At 65.3% G+C, this 21,215-nt stretch carries 15 protein-coding genes; 8 read left to right on the top strand and 7 right to left on the bottom strand.

Annotation, left to right across the window (positions count from 1 at the left end; all coding sequences use genetic code 11):
* The first annotated feature begins 51 nt into the window (after positions 1-51).
* From ACJ8FR_RS06160 to ACJ8FR_RS06140, 5 genes are all read left to right on the top strand, one after another.
* Entirely contained in the window at positions 52-1,137 is a 1,086-nt protein-coding gene (locus tag ACJ8FR_RS06160) for an ABC transporter ATP-binding protein (RefSeq protein WP_407827745.1), read from the top strand.
* The gene (locus ACJ8FR_RS06155) at positions 1,134-2,009 is read left to right on the top strand and encodes a carbohydrate ABC transporter permease (protein WP_407827744.1); all 876 of its coding nucleotides are present in this window, start codon (positions 1,134-1,136) and stop codon (positions 2,007-2,009) included. Before ACJ8FR_RS06160 ends, ACJ8FR_RS06155 begins: the two co-directional genes overlap by 4 nt.
* Positions 1,999-2,835: a carbohydrate ABC transporter permease gene (locus ACJ8FR_RS06150; RefSeq protein WP_407827743.1), complete on the top strand. Its 837-nt coding sequence runs from the start codon at positions 1,999-2,001 to the stop codon at positions 2,833-2,835. Before ACJ8FR_RS06155 ends, ACJ8FR_RS06150 begins: the two co-directional genes overlap by 11 nt.
* Positions 2,832-4,139: an extracellular solute-binding protein gene (locus ACJ8FR_RS06145; RefSeq protein ID WP_407827742.1), complete on the top strand. Its 1,308-nt coding sequence runs from the start codon at positions 2,832-2,834 to the stop codon at positions 4,137-4,139. The genes ACJ8FR_RS06150 and ACJ8FR_RS06145 overlap by 4 nt, the downstream gene beginning before the upstream one ends.
* Before the next feature lie 120 nt (positions 4,140-4,259).
* Complete coding sequence (locus tag ACJ8FR_RS06140; RefSeq protein ID WP_407827741.1) at positions 4,260-7,151, top strand: TonB-dependent receptor; 2,892 nt, start codon at positions 4,260-4,262, stop codon at positions 7,149-7,151.
* A gap of 80 nt (positions 7,152-7,231) precedes the next feature.
* Here ACJ8FR_RS06140 and ACJ8FR_RS06135 read toward each other — a convergent pair whose 3' ends face one another.
* Both ACJ8FR_RS06135 and ACJ8FR_RS06130 read right to left on the bottom strand, forming a co-directional pair.
* The gene (locus ACJ8FR_RS06135) at positions 7,232-8,251 is read right to left on the bottom strand and encodes a glycoside hydrolase family 43 protein (protein ID WP_407827740.1); all 1,020 of its coding nucleotides are present in this window, start codon (positions 8,249-8,251) and stop codon (positions 7,232-7,234) included.
* A gap of 24 nt (positions 8,252-8,275) precedes the next feature.
* Positions 8,276-9,673, bottom strand: a complete 1,398-nt coding sequence (locus ACJ8FR_RS06130) for a glycoside hydrolase family 43 protein (protein ID WP_407827739.1) — start codon at positions 9,671-9,673, stop codon at positions 8,276-8,278.
* A 76-nt stretch (positions 9,674-9,749) separates the two neighbouring features.
* Here ACJ8FR_RS06130 and ACJ8FR_RS06125 point away from each other — a divergent pair, with 76 nt between their 5' ends.
* The gene (locus tag ACJ8FR_RS06125; RefSeq protein WP_407827738.1) at positions 9,750-10,790 is read left to right on the top strand and encodes a glycoside hydrolase family 43 protein; all 1,041 of its coding nucleotides are present in this window, start codon (positions 9,750-9,752) and stop codon (positions 10,788-10,790) included.
* Positions 10,791-10,794: 4 nt separating this feature from the next.
* On the opposite strand, the gene ACJ8FR_RS06120 is transcribed toward ACJ8FR_RS06125, so the two are convergent.
* Positions 10,795-11,220 (bottom strand): PilZ domain-containing protein, encoded by a 426-nt coding sequence (locus ACJ8FR_RS06120; protein WP_407827737.1) that lies wholly within the window; start codon positions 11,218-11,220, stop codon positions 10,795-10,797.
* Between the two features lie 211 nt (positions 11,221-11,431).
* Between ACJ8FR_RS06120 and ACJ8FR_RS06115 the strand changes: the two genes are divergently transcribed.
* Entirely contained in the window at positions 11,432-11,848 is a 417-nt protein-coding gene (locus ACJ8FR_RS06115; protein WP_407827736.1) for a hypothetical protein, read from the top strand.
* 16 nt (positions 11,849-11,864) lie between these two features.
* On the opposite strand, the gene ACJ8FR_RS06110 is transcribed toward ACJ8FR_RS06115, so the two are convergent.
* The 3 genes from ACJ8FR_RS06110 to ACJ8FR_RS06100 are packed head-to-tail and all read right to left on the bottom strand — an operon-like array spanning position 11,865 to position 17,588.
* Complete coding sequence (locus ACJ8FR_RS06110; RefSeq protein WP_407827735.1) at positions 11,865-12,920, bottom strand: PrsW family glutamic-type intramembrane protease; 1,056 nt, start codon at positions 12,918-12,920, stop codon at positions 11,865-11,867.
* A gap of 4 nt (positions 12,921-12,924) precedes the next feature.
* Positions 12,925-16,065 (bottom strand): hypothetical protein, encoded by a 3,141-nt coding sequence (locus tag ACJ8FR_RS06105; RefSeq protein ID WP_407827734.1) that lies wholly within the window; start codon positions 16,063-16,065, stop codon positions 12,925-12,927.
* A 23-nt stretch (positions 16,066-16,088) separates the two neighbouring features.
* Positions 16,089-17,588: a hypothetical protein gene (locus ACJ8FR_RS06100; RefSeq protein ID WP_407827733.1), complete on the bottom strand. Its 1,500-nt coding sequence runs from the start codon at positions 17,586-17,588 to the stop codon at positions 16,089-16,091.
* A 255-nt stretch (positions 17,589-17,843) separates the two neighbouring features.
* Here ACJ8FR_RS06100 and ACJ8FR_RS06095 point away from each other — a divergent pair, with 255 nt between their 5' ends.
* Positions 17,844-18,119 (top strand): hypothetical protein, encoded by a 276-nt coding sequence (locus ACJ8FR_RS06095; protein ID WP_407827732.1) that lies wholly within the window; start codon positions 17,844-17,846, stop codon positions 18,117-18,119.
* A gap of 9 nt (positions 18,120-18,128) precedes the next feature.
* Here ACJ8FR_RS06095 and ACJ8FR_RS06090 read toward each other — a convergent pair whose 3' ends face one another.
* A complete protein-coding gene (locus ACJ8FR_RS06090; protein ID WP_407827731.1) occupies positions 18,129-21,209 on the bottom strand; it encodes a CHAT domain-containing protein in 3,081 nt (1,026 codons plus the stop codon).
* Positions 21,210-21,215: the final 6 nt, after the last annotated feature.

Raw genomic sequence — 21,215 nt, 5'->3', positions numbered from 1 at the left:
TGCCGCGCCATTCTTAACTTGTAGATTGCCGCGCTGGTCGAGGAGAGTGGCTTGGCTAGTCTCGAGTTGAAGGGTGTCCGCAAGGCATTCGGGGCGACACCGATCCTCGACGACGTCAGCCTGACCCTCGAGCAACGCGAGTTCATCGCCTTCCTCGGCCCCTCCGGCTCGGGCAAGTCGACGCTGCTGCGGATCATTGCCGGCCTGGAGACGGCCGACGCCGGCGAAGTCTGGCTCGAAGGCCGCCGGATCGACAATTTGCCGCCGGGACAGCGCGACATCGCAATGGTGTTCCAGCACTACGCGCTCTACCCGCACATGAGCACGCGCGAAAACATGGCGTTCGGTCTGAGGAACGCGAAGGTCGCCCGCGACGAGATCGATCGTCGCGTGAACGATGCGGCGGACGTGCTCGAAATATCGCCGCTGCTCGACCGCAAGCCGGCGGAAATGTCGGGCGGGCAGCGGCAGCGCGTCGCCATCGGCCGCGCGCTGGTCAAGCAGCCCAAGCTGTTCCTGCTCGATGAGCCTTTGTCCAACCTCGATGCGGCATTGCGCCTGCGCACGCGGGTCGAGCTCGCGCAATTGAAGCAGAAGGTCGACGCGGCAGTGATCATGGTCACCCACGACCAGGCGGAAGCGATGACGCTTGCCGACCGGATCATCGTGATGAACGACCGGCGCATCCAACAGGTCGGCGCGCCGATGGAGATCTACAGCCGTCCGGCCAATGTGTTCGTCGCACAGTTCGTCGGATCGCCCGCGATGACGCTTGCCCGCGTCGAGCTGGTCGACGGCGAGGGTTTCGCGCGGGTCAAGCTCGGCGATGGCGCGATCGTGCAAACGAATGTTCCGCGCAAGGCGCTGCCGGCCGGCGAGCTTCGCCTGGGCTTGCGGCCGGAATCGGTGCGCGTTGCCGATGCCCCCGCCACGACAGCCGCAAGGGTCGAGCTGGTCGAGCGGCTGGGCGAGCGCACCCTGGTCTATGCGCGCCTTCCAGACGGACAGCCGGTCACCGCCGAAGACGCCGCCCACAGCAGGCTCGGCCTGGGGGATGAAGTGACGCTGGCGATCGACGGCGCGGCGGCGCACCTGTTTGGCGCCGACGGCACGGGCTATCACCAGGCGGCGGCATGACCGCGCAGCGCGACTGGCGGGGTCTGCTGTTCGTCGCGCCCTTCCTCGCGCTCTATTCGCTCATCCTCGTGTTCCCGCTGCTGCGCGGGCTGTGGCTCAGCCTCAACCAGGTCGACCTGTTCGGCGCCGGCCATTTCGTCGGCTTCGGCAATTATGCGCAGCTTTTGCGTGATCCGGTGTTCGGCGCGTCGCTGGTCAACACGTTCGAAGTGACGCTGATGATCGTTCCGGTGCTGACGGTAATCGCGTTGCTGCTCGCGCTGGCGCTCAACCGCGCCGGCAAGGGCGCGGCGATCGTCCGCGGCATCTTCTTTTCCTCGGCGGTGCTGTCGGTGACGATCGTGACCTTGATCTGGCGCTTCGTTCTCGCGCCCGACGCCGGGCTGCTCGGGGAGGCGTGGAAAGCCGCGGGACGGGCGCCGTTGCCGTTCCTCAGCGATCCGCACCTCGTCCTGCCGGCGCTGGCGATCACCACCATCTGGTGGTCGATGGGGTTTCCGATGCTGCTGTTTCTGGCCGGGCTGCAGCAGATCCCGGAAGACATGTACGAGGCGGCCGCGCTCGACAATGCGAGTCGCTGGACGACGTTCTGGCGGATCACTTTACCCGCGCTTCGGCGAACGTTGATCCTGGTCGTTATGCTGCAGACGGCCGCCCAATTGCAGCTGTTCGGCCAGTCGCAATTGCTCACCGCCGGCGGCCCGAGCGGCGCATCGCGAACCGCGGTGCTGTTCCTGTTCGAGACCGCGTTCGGCCGCTGGGAACTCGGCTACGCGAGCGCGGCGGCGGAAATCCTGTTCCTGATCATTCTTGCGGTGACGCTCACGCAATATTGGGCGACCGCGCGGAGCGAATCCGGCCATGGCCGCTAAGGCGGGGCAGGGACGGCTGACGCCGCTCGCCTGGTCGGGGCTTGGCCTGGCCGCGCTGCTCATGGTCGCGCCGCTGCTGTGGACGCTGCTGTTGTCGCTCAAGCACAATGCCGATCTCGTCGGCCACAGCGGCGCCGCGCTGCACCCGCCGTACACGTTCGAGAACTATGGCGCGATCTTCGGCAACAGCCTGACGCTGCGCTGGCTGCTCAACAGCACGATCGTCGCGGTCGGACAGACTGCCGGGGTGCTGATTCTCGCCAGCCTTGCCGGTTACGCGTTCGCGCGCCTGGAATTTCCGCTGCGGCGGACATTGTTCGTGATCGTCCTGCTCGGGCTTGCGGTGCCGAGCCAGGCGGTGATCCTGCCCCAGCACCAATTGTTCGCCTGGCTGCACCTGCACAACTCCTATCCCGGCCTGATCCTGCCCGGGCTCGTCGCGCCGTTCGGCGTGTTCTTCATGACCACGTACATGCGCGGCATCCCGCAGGAACTCGACGAGGCGGCGATGCTCGACGGGGCGTCGCGCTGGACGATCTTCTGGAAGATCATCGTGCCGCTGACCTTGCCCGCGCAATCGACGCTCGCGGTGTTCACCTTCCTTGGCGCGTGGAACGATTATTGGTGGCCGCTGATCAGCGCGACGCGCAGCAACATGTACACGCTGACGGTCGGGCTCGCGGCCGCGCAGATGAATTATGCGCAGACCAGCGGGCTCGGTTACCTGATGGCGCAGGCGGTGTTCGCGTCGGTGCCGATCTTCATCGTCTACATCATCTTCCAGAAGCAGATCGTCCGGGCGATGGCGGGCGCGGCGGTGCGATGAAGCGCGCGGCTCGAGCGATTGCCGCGCTCCTCGCGCTGGGGAGTTGCGCGAAGAGCGACCACAAGACCCACCTCTATCTGCAGCGGTTTTTCGGCGAGTGCGGCGCGCAATATGGCGGCAGCACCGACATCGCCAAGGCCGAAGGCGAGTGCGGGATCATCACGACCTTGGTCAACCGCTTCAACGCCGAGAACCCCGACGTCCACGTCGACGTCAATGTCGTCGCCTGGCCCGGCTACCCGCAGCTGACGGCGCAGGTCGCGGCGCGCGACCCGCCCGACCTGGTGACGATGCACGAAGGCGTGATCAGCGATTATGCGATGAAGGGGCTGCTCGAGCCGGTCGACGGCTATCTGAAAACGGCCGGCGTCGACGCGGGCGATTTCACCGACGCCAGCCGGGCCGGGGTGACCATCAACGGTCACGCTTATGGGCTGCCGTGGGACACGCACGGCGGGCTGTTCCACGTCAACACCGCATTGTTCGCAAAGGCGGGGCTGATGCGCGGCGGAAAGCCGGTGCTCCCGAACTCGGCGGATGAACTGATCGCGCAAGGACGGCAGTTCGAGCAGCGCACGGGCAAGCCCTATCTCATCCAGAGCAACGTTGGGGACCCGGCGTTCGCCGCGCGCAACCTCTACACCTACATGATGGCGCAAGGGGCCGTACTGTTTCCCGATGCGCACCACATCCGCTTGAACACTCAGGCAGGGGTCGAGGTCGCCAACTATTTCCGGCGGATCAACGCCGAGCATCTCGGCACGCAGAACATGGACACGCCGGCGGCAATCGCCGCGTTCATCAACGGCGAAGGGGGAATCTATCCGACCGGCACGTGGATGATCGGGTCGTTCCAGCAGGAAGCGACGACGCCGGGGCGGCCGCTCTACAACAACTACGCGGTGTTCCCGTACCCGCATCTTTGGGGACGGTGGGTCGAGTATGTGAGCGGCCACAGCTGGGTGGTCCCGACGCACAAGCGCAGTCCCGAGCAGCGCGCGGCGATCGCCCGTTTCTTCAAGTTCATGGCGGCGCACAATTACGATTGGGCGCGCACCGGCCATATCCCGGCCTACAAATCGGTGCTGGCGGATCCGCGCTTCCTGGCGCTCCCGCATCGCGCCGACATCGCGCCGCTCGCCGACATCGGCCGGCCGCTGCCGAGCTACGTCCAGCGCCAGAACGCAATCGAGGGAATCGTCGGCGAGGAAGCCGCCGCCGCGTTCACCGGGCAAAAGCCCATCGAGCGCGCGCTCGCCGACGCCGAGCGGCGCGTCAACGACATGCTCGGGCAGGTGGAATGAGGCGAAGTTAACCTGAATCAGTGTTGCAGTTTTGCTTCTTGTAAGTGGGTGATGGCGAGTTCTACAAAAGCAACGTAAGCAGTAGTTTACACGGACCTTTGTCGCTGGAGGGGGCTCATCATGCGGCGTGTTTCGATCCTGCTCGTTTCGACTTCGGCGCTCGTCCTCGCTGGCACGCCTTCGCCTGCGTTGGCGCAGACAGGCGCTCCCCCGCCGGTAGTCAACAGTCCCGCGACCACTGCCGGTACCGAGCCGACCGTTTCCCCCCAGACCAATGCCGCGACAAACGCCGCCGCGGCTGATCAGACAATTATCGTCACGGGTTTGAGACGCTCACTGCAATCAGCGCAGAACATTCGGCGCAACTCGCAGCAGATTGTCGACTCCGTCGTCGCGGAAGATATCGGCAAATTGCCCGATCTGAACACCGCCGAGACGGCTGCCCGCATCCCTGGGATTCAGGTCTATCGGCAGGGCGGCGAAGCACAAAATGTGCTGGTTCGCGGGCTACCGAACTTCACTACGACGTATAACGGGCGGGAGATTTTCACCGCCGAAACGCGCGTGGTGGCGCTGCAAGATTTCCCGTCGTCGAACATCGCCGCTCTTGAGGTCTACAAGACGTCGTCTGCGGACCTTGTCGAGCCAGGGCTCGCGGGACTGGTCAACGTCCGCTCACGCCAGCCGTTCGACTTCAAGGAAGGCCAGATCGCCGGTTCGGTTTGGGGCCTGTACACGCGCCAGGGCCGCCGTGTGACACCGAACTTCAACTTTCTCGCGACGAAGCGCTGGATGACCTCAATCGGCGAGTTCGGACTGCTGATCAACGGCTCGCTCGAACAGATGAAGTATCTCGACGCCGAAATCTCCAACACTGATTTCATCGCCGACCCGACTATCAACGGACAGCGCGTCCGCCTGCCAGACATACAGCGACTGTTTTACCGCTCGGGCCGGCGCGAACGGCCGTCCGTCAACGCGGCTGCGCAGTGGCGGCCGAACGACGAGCTGGAATTCTATCTTGAAGGATTGTGGCAGGGTTTCCGCAACCAAATCGACGACCATTTCCTGGAAGAGCCCCTGTACGGCGGCCAATCCTATACGAACCTGACCTTCCGCGGCAGTTCGAACCTGGTCAGCAGCGGCACGGTGATCAACCCAGGCGGGAACCTGTTCTCGTTCCAGGGCGGCACGCTCAACCGCACCGACACCTTCCAGTACGCGGGCGGCATGCGGTTCCATCAGGACCGTATGAAGCTTAATCTCGATCTTGCGCGCACGAGGTCGACCTTCCGCGGGTCGACCGAGTCGATCGACCGAATCTGGCCCGGGGCGCGGACGGTCAACTTCGATCTCGAGAAGCCGTCATTCACTGTCACCGGCATCAACTTCACGGATCCCTCCGCCCAGACCTACCAGGGCTTGTTCGAAGAGAATCAGAGATCGGCCGGACAGGACTGGCAGGCCCGCGCGGATGGGGAATATGATTTCGATACGTCGTGGCTGAACAACATCCAGGTTGGCCTCCGGTGGACGACGCATAACGCCCGGCGCAACTATGCGAACCGCTATTCATACATGCTCCCGCTGGGGCTCAATGCGTCCACACTGCCGGTCAATTTTGCGGTTTTCGATGGCGTCAGTGAATCCAACGGTACGTTCAATTGGGCGGCGCCGACCTACAGCAGCATTCGCGACAATGTGGATGCGCTGCGGCAATTCGTCATCAGTCATTGCACGGCGATCCTCGTGACGGATCCGAACAACGGTTGCCGGCTCTACACGAGTACGGCAGCCGTCCCCGACGCGCTACTTTGGACGGGACGTGAGCACACGCTGGCTGGCTATGCACAGGCCAACCTCGGCAGCGGCAACATCGACGGCCAGATCGGCGTGCGGTGGCTGCGAGTGAATACGAGGGTTGCCGGGCCGATACCGACAGGCGTTCCCGCGATCGACCAAGGAAGCAAACATACGATCGCGCTGCCCAACGCCAGCATCCGTGCGCGCGTGACCCCCGAGATCCAATTGCGCGCCTCGGTTTCGAAGACCGAGACGAGACCGAACTTCTCCGATCTCGTGCCCTCGATCACCTTCGCTGCACCACCGTCGGGCAATCTCGGAACGGACAATAATCCGTGGTTCGCGTCCGGCGGGAATCCGTTGCTCAGGCCATTCACATCGTGGAATTACGACGCCGCATTCGAATATTACCTCGGTCACACCAGCTTCTTCTCGATCACCGGTTTCCACCACAGCGTGGACGGCTTCATCCAGACGAACACCTTCCGCTTTACCGACGCGACGCACGGGGTCGTTCAGGTGACCGGCCCGGTCAACACCGGCAAGGGGCAAATCAGCGGAATAGAGTTCCAGGGCCAAACCTTCTTCGACTTTGATGGGCTGCCGGATTGGGCGCGCGGGTTCGGTGTTCAGGCCAACTTGACCTACATCAAGGCCAAGACGCAGCAGTTCAACGGCACGTCCACGAACGGCATTCCGAACCTCAGCTACTTCCCAATCACCGATCAGTTCAACGGTGTTTCCAAATGGAATTATAACCTGGTTGCCATGTACGAGCGTTACGGCCTGTCGGCGCGCCTAAGCTACAACGGTCGCTCGAGTTTTGCCGCTTCGCGCCAATATCGTGGTGATGATCTCTACCTCGAAACGGCGCATCCCGCGGGCCGGCTCGACCTGTCGCTCACTTACAACGTCAACGACGATTGGAGCCTGTTCGGCGACTGGACCAACATTACTCGCAAGACGTTTCGGCAGACCTTCAGCTCGGCCCGGGCGGGAGCTCCCCGCGCGGAATATGTCCGGTACCTGCGCTACGATGAGAGCACCCTTTCGCTCGGCGTCCGCTTCAAGTTTGGCCTTGCGAGCCATGCCGCACGCGTCGCCGCTCCGGTCCTACCACCGCCGCCACCGCCGCCGCCCGTGGTCGAGGCTCCTCCACCGGCTCCTCCGCCACCGCCGCCACCAGTGGCGCCCGAGCGCGGGGACTAGCGGCCTCGGCAGGCGTCCAATGCGAATGAGAGGGCGGCGGAGCGATCCGCCGCCTTTCATTTGGCTGCACCGGCTTCCGCTCAGTCCGGGCGCAAACTCGGCCCCAGCGTCGGCTGGCCGTTCTTCCAGAACAAGGGCGCGATGTAGAGATAGCGGGCGTCGTCGGGTGCCTTCCGGCAAGCCGAGGTCGCGGCCCAGGCATGGAAGCTCAAGAACAGATGGCCGCCGGCACTGAAGATGCTTTGGTGTCCGGGCCCGCTGAGGCAGCCAGCCTCGACCTCCTTGAAGCTGTGCAGAAGCGGGTTGGCGGGTGAGGGCTTGCACGGCCCGAGCGGCGACGTGCAGTTGGCATAGCCCATCGCGTAGGGCGATAGGCCGCCCTCCTCCGGGTTCCAGCCGAAGAAGCCGCCGGAGTAGAACAGGGCATAGCCGCTCGGCGCACGAACCATCGTCGGCGCTTCGACGACGCGGTCCTCCCAGCGTTGATCGTCACGAAGCAGCTCTTGCGGCTCACCGACGACCGCCATGCCGCCGGGCGCGAGGCGCTGGCCCCACAAAGACGTGCGCGCATGGACGCGGTTCCCGTCGTTCTTGAAGTAGAGATAGAGGCTGCCGTCGGTGTCGCGGAAGGGGCTGGCGTCGATCGTGCCGCCGAGCTTGGTCTGGCAGACGATCGGGGCGGCGGCCGCGTCGACGAACGGCCCCTTGGGATCGGCCGCGACCGCGACGCCGACGCACTGCATGTTCTCGCGCCGCGCGCTCGCCGTGTAGTAGAGCAGGTATTTGCCGTTGAGATCGAGCACTTCGGGCGCCCAGGTGAAGCCGGTCTTCGCCCAGCTGCCAAGCCGCGGCAGAGCATCATATTTACGCTTCGGGTCAGCGGGGTCGGTGAGCACCGTCCAGTCGGTGAGGTTGCGCGACATGGCCACCGGAACATTGGCGTTGTCATTGGTCGAGTAAGCGATGAACTCCGCGCCGTGCGACAGCACGAAGGCGTCGGGGAAATTGGTCTTGAGGACGGGCACGAACGAGGGTTCGGCGGAGGCCGCCGCGGCGATTGCGAATGCCGCGAGAAACATCGAACTCCGGATCAAACGCATTGCTGGTCCTCCGCTCACCTGACCTCAGGCCAATTCCACCCTGTCCGCGCTGAACCGCAGCTTAGCCGTCAACAACGCGCGGAACGCATTGTATCCGCCCTCGCCGGGATGAAAGGCGTGAAAGAATAGCTGCGGCTCGCCGTCGAGTCCGGGGGCGACCGAGGCGTGGCCCGGCGCCGTCCAGCTCCTCGTCGATTTCAACAGCGGCTCGCCCTGTTTGCGATAAGGGCCGAACACATGGTCGGCGACGGCGACGCCGATACCATAGGCCGGCGTTCCAAAGTCGTTGCCGGCGTAAAACAGCCAGTAGCGCCCCTCCTGGCGTGTGCAGAACGGGCCTTCGATCAAATGCCCTTCCCAGTCGAGGTCGTTGGTGAGGACGATGTGGGACTCGCCGACAAGCGAGCGCCCGTCGTCGGCGATGCGCTGCGCCCGCACCGGCGTCACCATCGCTTCGAGGATTTCGGCGGCGAGGCCATAGCTGACCAGCGCGTTCTTGAGGGCCGGCCAGTTGGCGAGCGCGGCCTCGATCATCCCGTTCATGAGGTAAAAACGCTCCATCGGCCGGCGCGAATTGGCGAATGGGACGATGGCCGCGGCGAAGGCGGCGCTGCGCTTGTCTTCCTCGCTATGGAACGAGCGGTCGATCAACTCCGGCCGCTCGCGCAGGAGCATCGCCAGAGGCCGGGGCCAGATGCCGTTGCTGTCGTCCTTCCAGAACAGATAATTGCTGCCGTCGGCGTCGCTGAAGATATGGCTGTCGATGACTCCGCCGCTGAACGCTCCGTTCGGCGCGCCGGTCGTGTTGACCTCCTTGCCGGTCACCAGCGGCTGACCGTTGTCCACGAACGGGCCGAGCGGATTGTGGGAGCGAGCGAGGCCGATCGCGAGCGCGTTGTTCAGCCGGCGCGCGGTGTAGGCGACCCAATATTCATCGCCCACTTTGGCCATCTCGGGTGCCCAGAAGTCGGCGACATGGCGGCCCTTGGCCGTCCAGCGCGGCTCCTGGCCTTCGGGGAAGACAAAGCTCTTGTGCTGCCAGTGGATCAGGTCCTGCGAGTGGAGGATCGGGAAAGCGTCGGGCGCGTCATTCGACGTCGCGAGAAGATAATAGCCGTCGTCGGTCTTGAGCACGTTGGGGTCGCCGTAGCCGGCGAGAATCTTGGGCGAGACATTGTCGGTCAGAAGCGGCTGCCATTGCGACGGGGTCTCGGCGAAGCTGGCCCGGTCGACGAAGAAATGAGGCAGCCGCGTCCCGAAGTCGCGGTGCAGGTCGCGAAAGAATTCGAAATAATGCTGCGCCTCCCGGCCCTCGAGCACATAGCTGGCGGACTGGCCGCCAGGGCCGGTCACGTCGATGCGGACGCCATTGCCCTCGTCCCGGGCGTCGACGGTGAAGGTCGGCGAGTCGCTTTTGATCATGTCGGCGCGCGATAGTTTCGCGCGGGCATTGCGGGAACCCTTCCCGAAGCCGGGCCACGCGATTAGGCTTTCAGAAATGACGTGGAAAGCACTCGCTGCAGCCCTGGCGCTGATGCTTGCCGGCGCGCCAGCGTCCGCGCGTCATGGGGTCAGCTACGCCAATCCCGTGCTCGACGCGGATTTCCCCGACCCGATGGTCCTTCGCGCGCCCGACGGCACATATTACGCCTATGCGACCCAGACGAAGCGCGCCGGGCAATGGGTCAACATCCAGCTCGCCCAGTCGCGCGACCTGGTCCATTGGCGATGGCTCGGAGATGCTTTGCCGGCCAAGCCGGCCTGGGCGAGCAAGACGCAGGATTTCTGGGCGCCGCATGTCGTTCGCGACGGCCGCCGCTATGTCCTCTATTTTTCGGCCAAGCCGGACACCTCCGACGAGCGGCACGGGCTGTGCCTTGCGGTTGCGGTCGCGCAATTGCCGCGCGGCCCGTTCCGCGATGTCGGCCAGCCGCTCGAGTGCGGTGAGGGCTTCGTCAACATCGACCCGATGGCCTTCGCCGATCCGGCGACGGGCAAGCATTGGCTCTATTGGGGTTCGGGGTTCCAGCCGATCAAGGTTCGTGAGCTCTCCGCCGACTGGACGGCCTTCGCCCCGGGCAGCGCCGCCAAGCCACTGGTGTCGCCCAACCCGGTCAAGGATGCCTTCCCGGTGCTCGTCGAGGGCAGCTGGATGCTCCGCCATAGCGGCTGGTACTATCTCTTCTACTCGGGCGACAATTGCTGCGGGCCGAAGGCGAACTACGCGGTGATGGTCGCCCGATCGAAGAGCGCGACGGGGCCGTTCGAAATGCTCGAGCAAGCGACCGGCAAGGCGCACAGCATCATCCTCGAAAAGCGCGGGAAGTGGATCGCGCCGGGTCACAACAGCATCATCGCCGATCGCGCCGGCCGGGACTGGATCGTCTATCACGCCGTCGATGCGGGGCGCCCGCGCGAGAACCCCGGCGACGAGATTAACACGCGCCGTATCCTGCTCATCGATCCGATCGCGTGGCACAGCGGGTGGCCGAGGATCGACGGCCCGTCGGCCGGTCGGCGGAAGGGGCCGACCCCCTGAGCACCTATTTCTTGGTCAGGCGCCGCAGCGCATTGTCCATCTTCCACGCGAGGCGCTCGACCTCGGCGTTGAGCTGCTTGAGTTCGACAATCGGGTCGTGGCCGGCCCCGGCCGGAGGCTGGACGTCGGCTTGCAGCAATGCGGCGCTCAGCGCGGCGGGCGAAATCGGCAGCGCGAACTGGCAGCCGTAAAACTCGCCGCCGTTCCAGACGACATTCGCCTCGACGGTGCCGGCCTGCGGAAGCTCGACCTCGAAGGTCGCGCCGACCAGCATCGGCACCGACGTTTCGAGGAGGGCGCCGGTCAGCGAGAGATCGTGGATGGTGACCGGTTCACCGCCAACGCCCGCGCCAAGCCGGAGCGCGCGGCGCACCGAGCGCCGGCGGTCCGCCGCGGGCGGACGTTCTTCGAAATACGCAACCATCGGCATGAAACGCGCCTCCTGCCACAGCAGTCCGGCGCGAGTGGTTAAAAAAGGGTAATCGTTACGCTCAGCGGCGGTTGAGCCGTTGCCGGAGTTCGGCGAGGCGGCGGACGGGCCCGATATTCGTTGAAGCAATCGTTTTTGTCTGCCGTTGGCCAGGCGGATGTTCATTATCGCAGCTAATGATGGGATAAGGGGCTTTAAGAGGGATCATCCGATGTCCAGCAGTAAGATAGCCCTTCAGGCGGTGCGAAGTTCGCTCGCAATCATTGTCGGCGAGGTGCTGCTCTATGCCGGCACCTGGTTCGTCCAGGAACGGATCTTCCACCATGTCACCTATTCGGACAAGGCGGCGACGTTGTTCGGTGCGGGGCTGCTGACGCCGCTGGCGGCGATCGTGGCGGGATTTGCGGTCGCCGCAATCGCCGGGACTCGGCCCTATCTCCACTTGGTGCCAATGTGCGCGCTGATCGTAGCGGAAACTGCTTATCTCTACTCACGCGGCCTGGTCGACGGCCCGATCTGGTTTGAGGCCAGCGCCGGCCTATCGCTGATACTCGGCGCACTGCTCGGCGCATATTTGTGGTCCCGTTTCGTCGTTGGCCGAAAGGTCCAATACGGCGAATTGACCTAGCCGGGAGGGCGATTGCTCAGCGGCGGTTGAGCCGTTGCTTGAGCTCGGACACCTCCCATTGATCGTTGCGGCTGAACGGAAGCAGCGCCCGCAGCGCCGCATAGGTGCTGCGGCCGAGCGCGCGCCTCAGGCCGTCGATCTCGGCGAAGGCGGCGCGGATTTCAGCGGAGTTGAAGCTGGCGTCGCCATCGGCCTCCTCGATCATGACCTCTTCGGCCTCGGCAACCAGCCAGCTTTGGAGCTCCCAGTAGCGGCGAACGCGCTTTGCCGCCTCGGCATCGAGCCGTCCGGCAAGCGCGGCGATCTTCTGGCCGGCAGCTCCGTCGGGCCAGCGGCCGGCGCGCAACGCCTCGAGCGCAGCGCGATGCTCGGCGGATTCGGCGACGAGCCAGCGCTGCGCCTCGTGCGTGCCGAAGTGGAAGATGCCGATCAGCACAAGCGGGGCGACGATGATCGCGCCCAGCATGGCGACAAGCGGCCGGTCGGGGAACTGGTTGAAGGCCATGTGCAGCGCCACCGCGGCGAAATAGCCGGGCAGGAACCACCAAAAGTGGAAGTCGAACTCGGTCGCCGGCTCTCGGATTTCGCGCTCGGCGAACTCGTGCGTCGTTGCGGCAAGGATCGCGAGGGTCGCGCCGTGCATCACCGCGGTGCCGAAGCCGCGCACGAGCCAGGTGCCGGCGCCATAGTCGGGGAAGCGCACCAGATAGATGATGTTCTCGACCACCGAGAAACCGGCGCCGATGGCGAAGCCGGCGATCACCGCGTCGAGCTTGTAGCCGATGCGGTTCATGCGGAAGAGCGCGACGATGATCGCGCCCTTAATCGCCTCTTCGATCCACGGGGCGACGAAGCGGCTGTAGGTCGAAAAGCCGATCGGCAATGTGTCGAGCAGCCGTCCGCTAACCGGCCACGAGAGCATCGCCGCAACCCCTCCCAGGACCAGCAGGACGAAGATTTCCTTAAAGCTGGTCAGCTTGAACGCGTCGAGCCAGTCGAAGACCGCGAGCAGGACGAGGACGGGGATTAGCGCGAGGCCCCAATGCGCGGCCTCGATCAGCAGGGTCGGCATTGTGCTACATGATCTTCAATGAGACGAGCCATTCGGTCCTGCGATAATGGCCGTCGGCCCAGCCGGCGGCGGTCCCCACTGAAAGGACCATAGGCAGGCGCAGGGCGACTGTGAAGTTGAGGTCGAGCTGGGCGCCGAGATCAGCATAATGATGGCCGGTCCCGTTCGGCGCCTCGGTCGCCATTGCGCCGGCAAACAGCGCCGGGCGGATGTAGCCGAGGTACAGGGCCGGGGTTCCAACTTCGGCGAAGCGGATCGGCGGCAGATTCACCTCGCCGGTGATACGGGCGAAGCGCCGCGCGGCGATCTCGTCGATGTCGAAGCCGGGGAAGCTCTCCATCTCGCGGTATCGCTTCTCCGGCCGGTCATCGACGTAATTGTTCTGGAACGCGCCGAAATAATAAGCGGCGAGCGGGCTGAAGCGGCGGCCGCCGCTCATCCCGGCGTGGGCGTAGAGCCACGCCGAGCTGTTCGCCCAGGGCAATGCGGTGCCGAGGTTCACTCCGCCGTAGAGCTTGGGAAAGAGGTCGCCGTTGGCGCGGTCGCCCGCGGCGACGATACGCGCCTCGATACCCTTTTCATGGTCGACGCCGCCGAGCGCCTTTGCGGTGTTGGTATATTTGAGGCCGATGTCCGCTGACTGGATCTCGCTCGGGCTGGCGATGTTCTGGGCGCCGGGCAGCTCCTTGAGCCCGAAATAGGCGGACGCGGAGCCGAACAGGTCGAGCTGGCGGGGCGGGTCGTAGAGCAGTGGCCGCGTGTAGTTCGCGATGAACGCGTCGCCCTTGCGGCTGCGCAGCACCGGTCCGGCGAGGTCGTAGACGTCGGCCAGATTGTGCCAGTAGGTCAGCTTCCAGTTGGGCGTCTGATATTCGAGATTGGCGTGCAGCCGCTCGCCGCCGCGGACCTTGTTGAACGGGGAGAGAGCAAGGCTGGCGCTGAACTGCCGGAACTGGAGCGGGTCGGCGAGGTGGAAATAATAACCGAGCGCCGGTGAGCGCGCGTAACCCGAAATGATCGGATAATGGGCGTCGAAGCGCATGCGCTTGAACGGATCGTACATGCCGCGCGCGGTGATCAGCTGGTCGAGTGGGATCTTCGCCGGCGAGCCGACGCCCCACTGCTTGAGCTCCGGGCGCGCATTGACGACCTCGGTGCCGAGGAAGCGGATGGTGCCGAGATCGTCGCGCACCTGCGGCTGGACGATCGACGGGTTGAAGCCCTCGCCCGTGTAATCGTAGACGAACAGCGAGCCGTCGGGCCGCAGCTGCGGACGAAACACGCCGGTCGCGGCATTGGTCAGCACGTCATATTTGCCGCTTGCGATATCCAACCGGAAGACGTTCGACACGCCAGTGTAGTAGGAATTGCCGAGCAACGCCTTGCCGTCGGGGGTGAAGGTGAAATTCTCCGGCACCGACGGCGGCAGCGACAATGTCGCGACAGGATCGTCCGAATCGCCGGCCAGGAGGTCAGTGCGCTTCCACACCCGGACCGATTGCTTGCCGTCGAGCGTGCCGTAGGACGCTGAGATGAGCTCACCGTCGGGCGACACGTCGAGGTCGAAAATGACTTCGCCATAGCGGAACGTCTTGACCTGGTTGAAGCTGGTGTAGGGCGCCGGGATCCGGACCAAGGTGACGAAGCCGTTCTGGTGGCGGATGCCCCATAGGCTGTTGTCGGCGCGGTCGAAGGCGAGGTCGCCGATCCGGGCGTCGGTCAGCAGGCGACGCTTCTTGCCGCTGTCGACGTCAATCGCGTTCAAGTCGCGGAAGGCGTAATTCTCGTCGGTGTAGAACGCGGTGCGGCTGGCCGGGTCGAAGGCGACGCTGGTTACCTTATACAGCATCATGCCGTTCAGATCGGCGAGGTGCGTGAGCTTGCCCGTCGCAAGATCCATCCGGCCGATGAAGCCGATCCGGCCCGGGTAGCGGAACGCGGCGACCAGGCTGCCCGTCTTCTCGTCGATGAACCCGCGCGACATCGAGCCCAGCCCGCGCGGGGAGAGATGGCGCGGCTCGCTCAACGGATATTGGGCGAGGCGCGCGAGATTCTCTTCCTGGAACTTGTGCTCGAACGCGATCCAGTCGGACCACACGGAATCGAGCGGCCTGCCGAACACGTGCCGGAACTGGCTCGAGTAAAATGCCTTGGAATCCTCGGAGCGGCGGAGCCAATCCATCGTCTTCTCGACGCCGTAGGTCAGCGCGAGGTAGGAAAAGAAGCGCGTGCCGTAGAGATAGGAATTGGCGCCGACCTGGAAGTCGATCTGGGTGCCTTCGCTTTCGAGGCCTAGCGGCGAGAACAGGCGCAGATGGTCGTGCACCTTGGCGCGGAACACCATCTCGTCATACGCGCCCTGCGCGCGGCCGAGCCCGCCCGCCATCCAGGTTTCGTGGAAGACGGCGCTTCCTTCCATGTACCAGCGCGGAGTCAGGTTCCGCGGACTGGTCAGGAAATTGTAGAGGATCGATTCCGGGTGCTTCTGCAGCGGCACCGGCTTCCCGCCCAGGAAGTGGCGCCAGAAGGCGTCGCGGCGGTTCCACACGTCGATGGTCGCGACGTGCGTCAGCTCGTGGTTCATCAAAGTGTAGAAGCGCTCGCCCGGCGAGAAGGTCTCCATCGACAGCGACAAGGGCGCGACGTCCAGCAGGACCATGTTGCTCGGGCTGCCGAGTGCCGCGGCGTTGCCGTAGTCGGCGAAGTCCTTGAGCAGGATGGTGACCGGCTCCCACGGCTTCCAGTTGAGGTTCCTCTCATGGAAGGCGAGCGAGTTTTCGAACGCCCGGCCGATATAGGGCGTGAGGTAGGTCTGAAGCGGGTCGAGATAGAGGAGCGTGAGGTCCTTGGTTTCGAGCTTCGACAGATGAAAGCCCGAGACATCCTGGGGCACGTGCTCCGGACTCTTGGGTGGCGGTGCATTGGGACTGGTCGGCACCGGCGTGACCGGTTCCGATGGCGGCGTGCCGGTGGGCTGCGGCGGCACGGCGTCGGGCTTCTCGACGATGGTCGTCGTGTCGGTGGGCGGAGGAAGCGGCGGCTGCTTGGCTGGCGTTTGAGCGGCCGCAGGTGAGGCGAACGCGCAAAGCCCTAGCGCCAGTGCAGCATGCGCGAGCGTTCGCGCGTCAAAACCCCCCTTCGCCATGTACGCGGCGCCTGACTGCTGCGTCAGTCGGCGTGCGACTGCGAGACGCCAGCCTGGTTGAGCGCCGCGGAGAAGCTAGGATTGGCGAGCAGCGCCGCAAGGTTCGGCTGGGCCGACAGCGCAGCAAAGGCCTTCTGGTTCGCCGCGAGCGTGGCGAGTGCCGCCGCATTCTGGCTGATCCCGGCGAAGGCCGAGGGATTGGCCGACATTGCAGCGAAGGCCTGCGGGTTGCCGAGCGCCGCTTTGGCGCCACCGGCGTTCAGGATTCCCGACGCCGCAGCGGACGCAACGAGCGAGTGTGCGTCGAGCGACAGCAGCGCATGGCCCGCCGAGCTCAGCTGGTTGGCGTTGTTCGCGAGGTTCTGGAAGGCCGAGGCGTTGCTGCCGATTGCGGCGATCAGCTGCGGGTTGAACTTGCTCGCATTGCCGGCGAGCCCGCCGAACGCCGAAGCATTGTTGCCGATCGCCGCGAAAACTTGCGGGTCAGCCTGAAGTGCGCTCATCGCCGCCTTGTCGCTGGCGAGCTGCTGGAACGCCTGCGCGTTGTGCGACATCGGACTGCCGGCCGCGCCTTTCGATGCTTCGAGCATGAAGGAATTCGCGTCGTTCGCATATTTGCTGAACGCCGAGCCCTCGGACATGATGGCCTGCAGCGCCGCGGGATGGCCGGAGAGGGCCGCGAAGGCGCTCCAATGCCCCGCGATTGCGTTCAGCGCCTTGGATTGCCCGGCGAGAATTCCGAATGCCGCGCCATTGTTCGCGAGCACCGCAAGCGACGCGTTGGATATTCCGGCCGCTTCGAACTGACGCGCGGCGCTCGCGGCGCTTTTGACGGCCGCGGACAGCGCGCTAGGATTGCCGGCAAGGCCCTTGAACGATCCGGCATTGGCGGCGAGCGCGGCGAACACCTGCGGATCCGCAAGCAGCGCGCTCATCGCCGCTTTATCGCTCGCGAGCTGCTGCAATGCGGACGAATTGGACGCCGCGTCGCTGAACGCCTTGGCATTGTTCGCGAACCGTCCGAACGCGCTGGCGTCCGACATGATCGCGGATAGCGCCTCGGGATGCGACGCGAGCGCCTCCATCGCCGACGGGTGGCCGGCGACCGCGCTGAGCAACTCGGCGCTGGCCTGGTGCGACTTGGCGCCGAGCGAAGACGCGCTTTGCGCGGCCTGGACGAGACCGGCGAAGGCTGCGGGATGACCAGCGAGGCCCGCAAAGGCGGCCGGATCAGATAGAAGCGCGGCCATGACCTGCGGCTGGTTCGCTAGCGCCTTGAAGCCCGGGCTTGCGGCGAGCGCGCGGAAACTCGGATCGTGGACGAACAGCTCGAACGCGTCGGTCTGCATCAACTGAGGAACGGCGGTGTCGCCGAGCGTCACATCGGCCTCGCCGATCTGGCTCGAAACATAGCGCTGCGCTGGAGCGACCGTACCCGCGCTTGGCCCGGCCGGCGGATAGACGCGCCCAAGCCCATAGGCTCCCAGCCCGACGGCGACGACCGCCGCGCTGGTCAGAATCATTCTACGATTGTGCGATGTGGAAAGTGCCGTTGCCATGATTGCCCCCTTGACCGAGTCAAGATCGGGCTTTGTGGCGGTTCGTTAACGGAAAGTCAATCAAAGTCGGGGCGCCGACAAAGCGGCAGAGATACCGCAGTTGATTGATATATCAGCACTTTTTCTCGCCGCCGAAAAGGCAGCGGGCAAATCTTCCAATGCTCTTAACCATTTAGCCAAAGCTTCCGCTAACGACGTTTCGGTAGGCTCAACGGCGTGATGACAAGGATTCCTCGCGCCCCGCTCGCCGCGATTGCCGCGGCCGCCGTCGTGACCGCGGCTAGCGCCGCTCAGCCGGCGAAAACCGACAGCCGCCCTCCGGCGCCCGCGCATACTGTGGCGGCTCCGGTAGTTCTTGCCTCGGCCAGCGAAGTGCGGGCGCCGTCGACGGCGGAGGCGCAGCGGCCCGCCGATCCCGCCAAGCGCCGGATTGCGCGCGTTACCACCTGCCGCTGCGGCGACTCGCAGCCGGACGACGCTCAACAGGACCAATAAGCGCGCCGGTCACTGCGCCTGCGCGATATTCGCCTTGTGGGCGCGGATGACCGGCATCTCGCCGTCGCCGACCGCCGCGAATGCCGACCAGTAGAACGGATGCGACGTGTTGACGTCGTCCATGAGCTCGCGCTGCGAAAGCCTCAGTGCCCTCACCGTCGGCGTTCCAGGCGGAGCGGAAAACAGGCCGGTGATCAGCCGCTGGGTCGCGTTGAAATCGTCGGGCACCGGCCAGTGGCTGGCAACCACCAGGCGGGCGCCGGCGCCGACAAACGCGCGGACCAGCCCGTCGAGGGCGACGTCGCCGCCCGTACCGAGACCCGCTTGCTGCGTCGCGGCGGCGCTCGCCTTGCCGGCGGTGTCGCACGCCGAGAGGATCACCAGGTCGGCATCGAGGTGCAGGTCGAAGATATCCCTGAAGGTCAAAAGGCCGTCCGATCCGCTGCCGCCGAAGCTGGTGAGCAAGGCCGGCTGGGCGGCGCACTTGGCGGCCCGCGCCGTGACGACGCCGTGGGTCGCGAAATGCAGGATGCGGTACTGGGCCAGATCCGTGCGCGCGGCGAGACCCGTGTCGGTGAACTGGTCGCGAGTGACGATCTCGACTCCGTTCGGATCGAACTTACGGATGATCGCCCCCGCCGTTTCGAGCTCGGTTGCAGAGATCGGGTGCGCCCAGGACGACAAGGGCAGGATGCAATCCCGGTCCGCGGCCGCCGGCACGATCCCTTCGGCGGTGGCTGAAGGCGGCGTGTTCTCGCCGAGTCCCAGATATGCCTTTCGGCCGGCCGATGGCGGGGCGATGCGGAGCTGGGCGAAGGAACGCGGGCTAACGGCGGTGCTGATGTCGCGATCACGGCCGAGCCACGCGATTCCACGGAAGTCGTAGGCGGCGTCTTCGCCGGTTTTGGCGCGCTGCTGGTAGATGTCGACCGATGCCTGGTCCATGACCAGGAGATTGGGCGGCAGCCGGAGAAGGGCCCCGTCAGGCTCGAAGATCAAGTGCGTGACCGGGATGATCGACGCCGCAAACGGACCGAACAGCTCGCCATAGAGCTGGTGCGACAAAGCGACATCGAACGGATAGGTGATGCGCTTGCCGTTCTCAACCGCCGAGATGGTGTCGCGCAATGCCGACACCTGCTCGTCGAGCTGCCTTGCGCTGACCGCCAGCTTCGCGGCCCGCGCTCTGTCGGGTGTGACGAGCATCGCGTAGACATTCTCGCCCGCCACCGTCATCCGGTAATAAGCTTCGCCGGGCCTGAGAATTTTCTGCAGGTCGGCAAGGGCGATGGTGTCGCTGGAGACCGCGCGGAAGCGCGGAAAGTCGGCAAGCGCAGCCTGCGTCGTCAGCTGCTCCTTCTGCGATGAATCCAACGTCGCGTGGAGAACGCGGCTGCGGACGATCTCCTGCGGGCTCGGCTTGGCGAGGTCCTGCAGGCGGGCGAGCTCGATCCGTGCGCGCTCGACCTGGCGGGTCAGCGTCACCGACTGGCGGAACAGGCGCGAAGCCTCATCCGTCCCGCCGCTCAGCTCGCGCGCGAGCACCGCCTGGGTCTGCGCGAGGCCTGGACGGATCATCAGCTGGGTGGCGGCAAAGGTTTCTGCCAGGGCCGCGGGATCGTCGGGGGTCTTGAGCAAGAGGTCGACATAGGGCCGAAGGACGTTGGCGAAACTGGGCGGGAGATTGCTGGTGTCGGGTTGCGAATGGACGATGTCGGCGAACATCGATTTGGCGACGACCAGTTGCCCGCGGCGGGCGAGGTAGCCGGCGAGCCGCGCCTTGGCGTTCAGGAGCACCGCGGAGCCAGGGTAATTGGTTTCGAGCAGTTCGACGGCCTGGGCATAGAGGCGCTGGGCCTCGGCCTGGGCGCCTGAATCCTCGGCGATCGCGCCGAGGTCGCCGAAGATTTGCGCACGCATCCACAGGATCGAGGCGACCTTGCCGCCGCGCACCGCGAGCAGCTCGCCGTCGGCGCGGCGGAGCGCCTCACGCGCGCCTTCGCGGTCACCGGTCAGGCGCAGCGCGGTACCGCGCAGCTGCATCGCCTGCCCGTCCAGAATCGCGGCTTTTTCATCGGGCAGAAGCTCGTCGCTTTGCGCGCTGAGCTGTTGTCCCATCTTGGAATCCGCGTTGAGCCGCTGGGCGAGGCCGGAATCGATCTCGAGCTTGCCGGCGGCGGCGTTCTGAATTGCGATGACTCCCTTGGGCAACGGTTTGTCGAGCTCGGCGAGAGCGGCCTTGGAGTTGCCCTGGTTGAGATCGTGGATCGCCCGATAGTTGCGCAGGCGCCGGGCGACGATCGGGTCCGATCCGACCACTTCAGCGGCCCTGGAGAACAAGGCGTCGGCTTCGGAATAGCGGCCGAGGTTCGACTTCTGCAGCGCTTCGTTGACGAGCGCTTCCGAGCGGCTCAGCGCAGAATCGGCTGAGCCGACGCTTGCCGCCGCGAAGAATTCGGCGGCTTCGGCATAGCTGCCGGCATTGTTGCGGCGATAAGCTTCCTCCAGCGCCTTGTCGGGGGCGAGCGTCCCCGCCTGCACCCGGGCGAAGGCCGCGGGGTCGCCAAGCCCGGTCGTGGCGATCGAGATCTCCCCCTTGACCGGCTGATCGGCGAGGAGGCTCCTGAGGCCGAGGAAGAGCGCGCTGTCATAGCCGCTGAGGCCTTCGGCGGCGTAGATCAATCCGCCGCGGCGTAGCTCGTAACCACGGTAAAGGACATCCGCGTCTTTCAACTTGCACTCGATGACGTCGACCGCTCCGATCCCGGCGACGTTGCTGCGGTGCGCGGGTTCGCAGATCGCGCGCTCGGCGCGGTCGGCGGCGAGGCGGGCTTCCGCGCTGCGGGCGTCCTTGATCTTGTACAGCTTGCCGACCGCCAATGCCGCATCGCGGCAGGTGATCGAATAACCGGAGTCGAACATGCCGGTCAGGGCCTTGTCGACGGTCAAGCTCTGGGCGGAACAGAAGCTGGTGCCCGAACTGCCGATGCGCCAGCTGTCGCGGACGCTCAACGGCGTCGCCGCCCACGAAGATGCGGCCGCGGCAAGGCCGGCGAGCGCTGCTGTAATCGCGATGACTGCCCTACTCATCTGATC

The sequence above is a fragment of the Sphingomonas sp. genome (assembly GCF_045810705.1).
Taxonomy (GTDB): domain Bacteria; phylum Pseudomonadota; class Alphaproteobacteria; order Sphingomonadales; family Sphingomonadaceae; genus Sphingomicrobium.
This window is presented reverse-complemented; position numbering and strand designations above follow the sequence as displayed.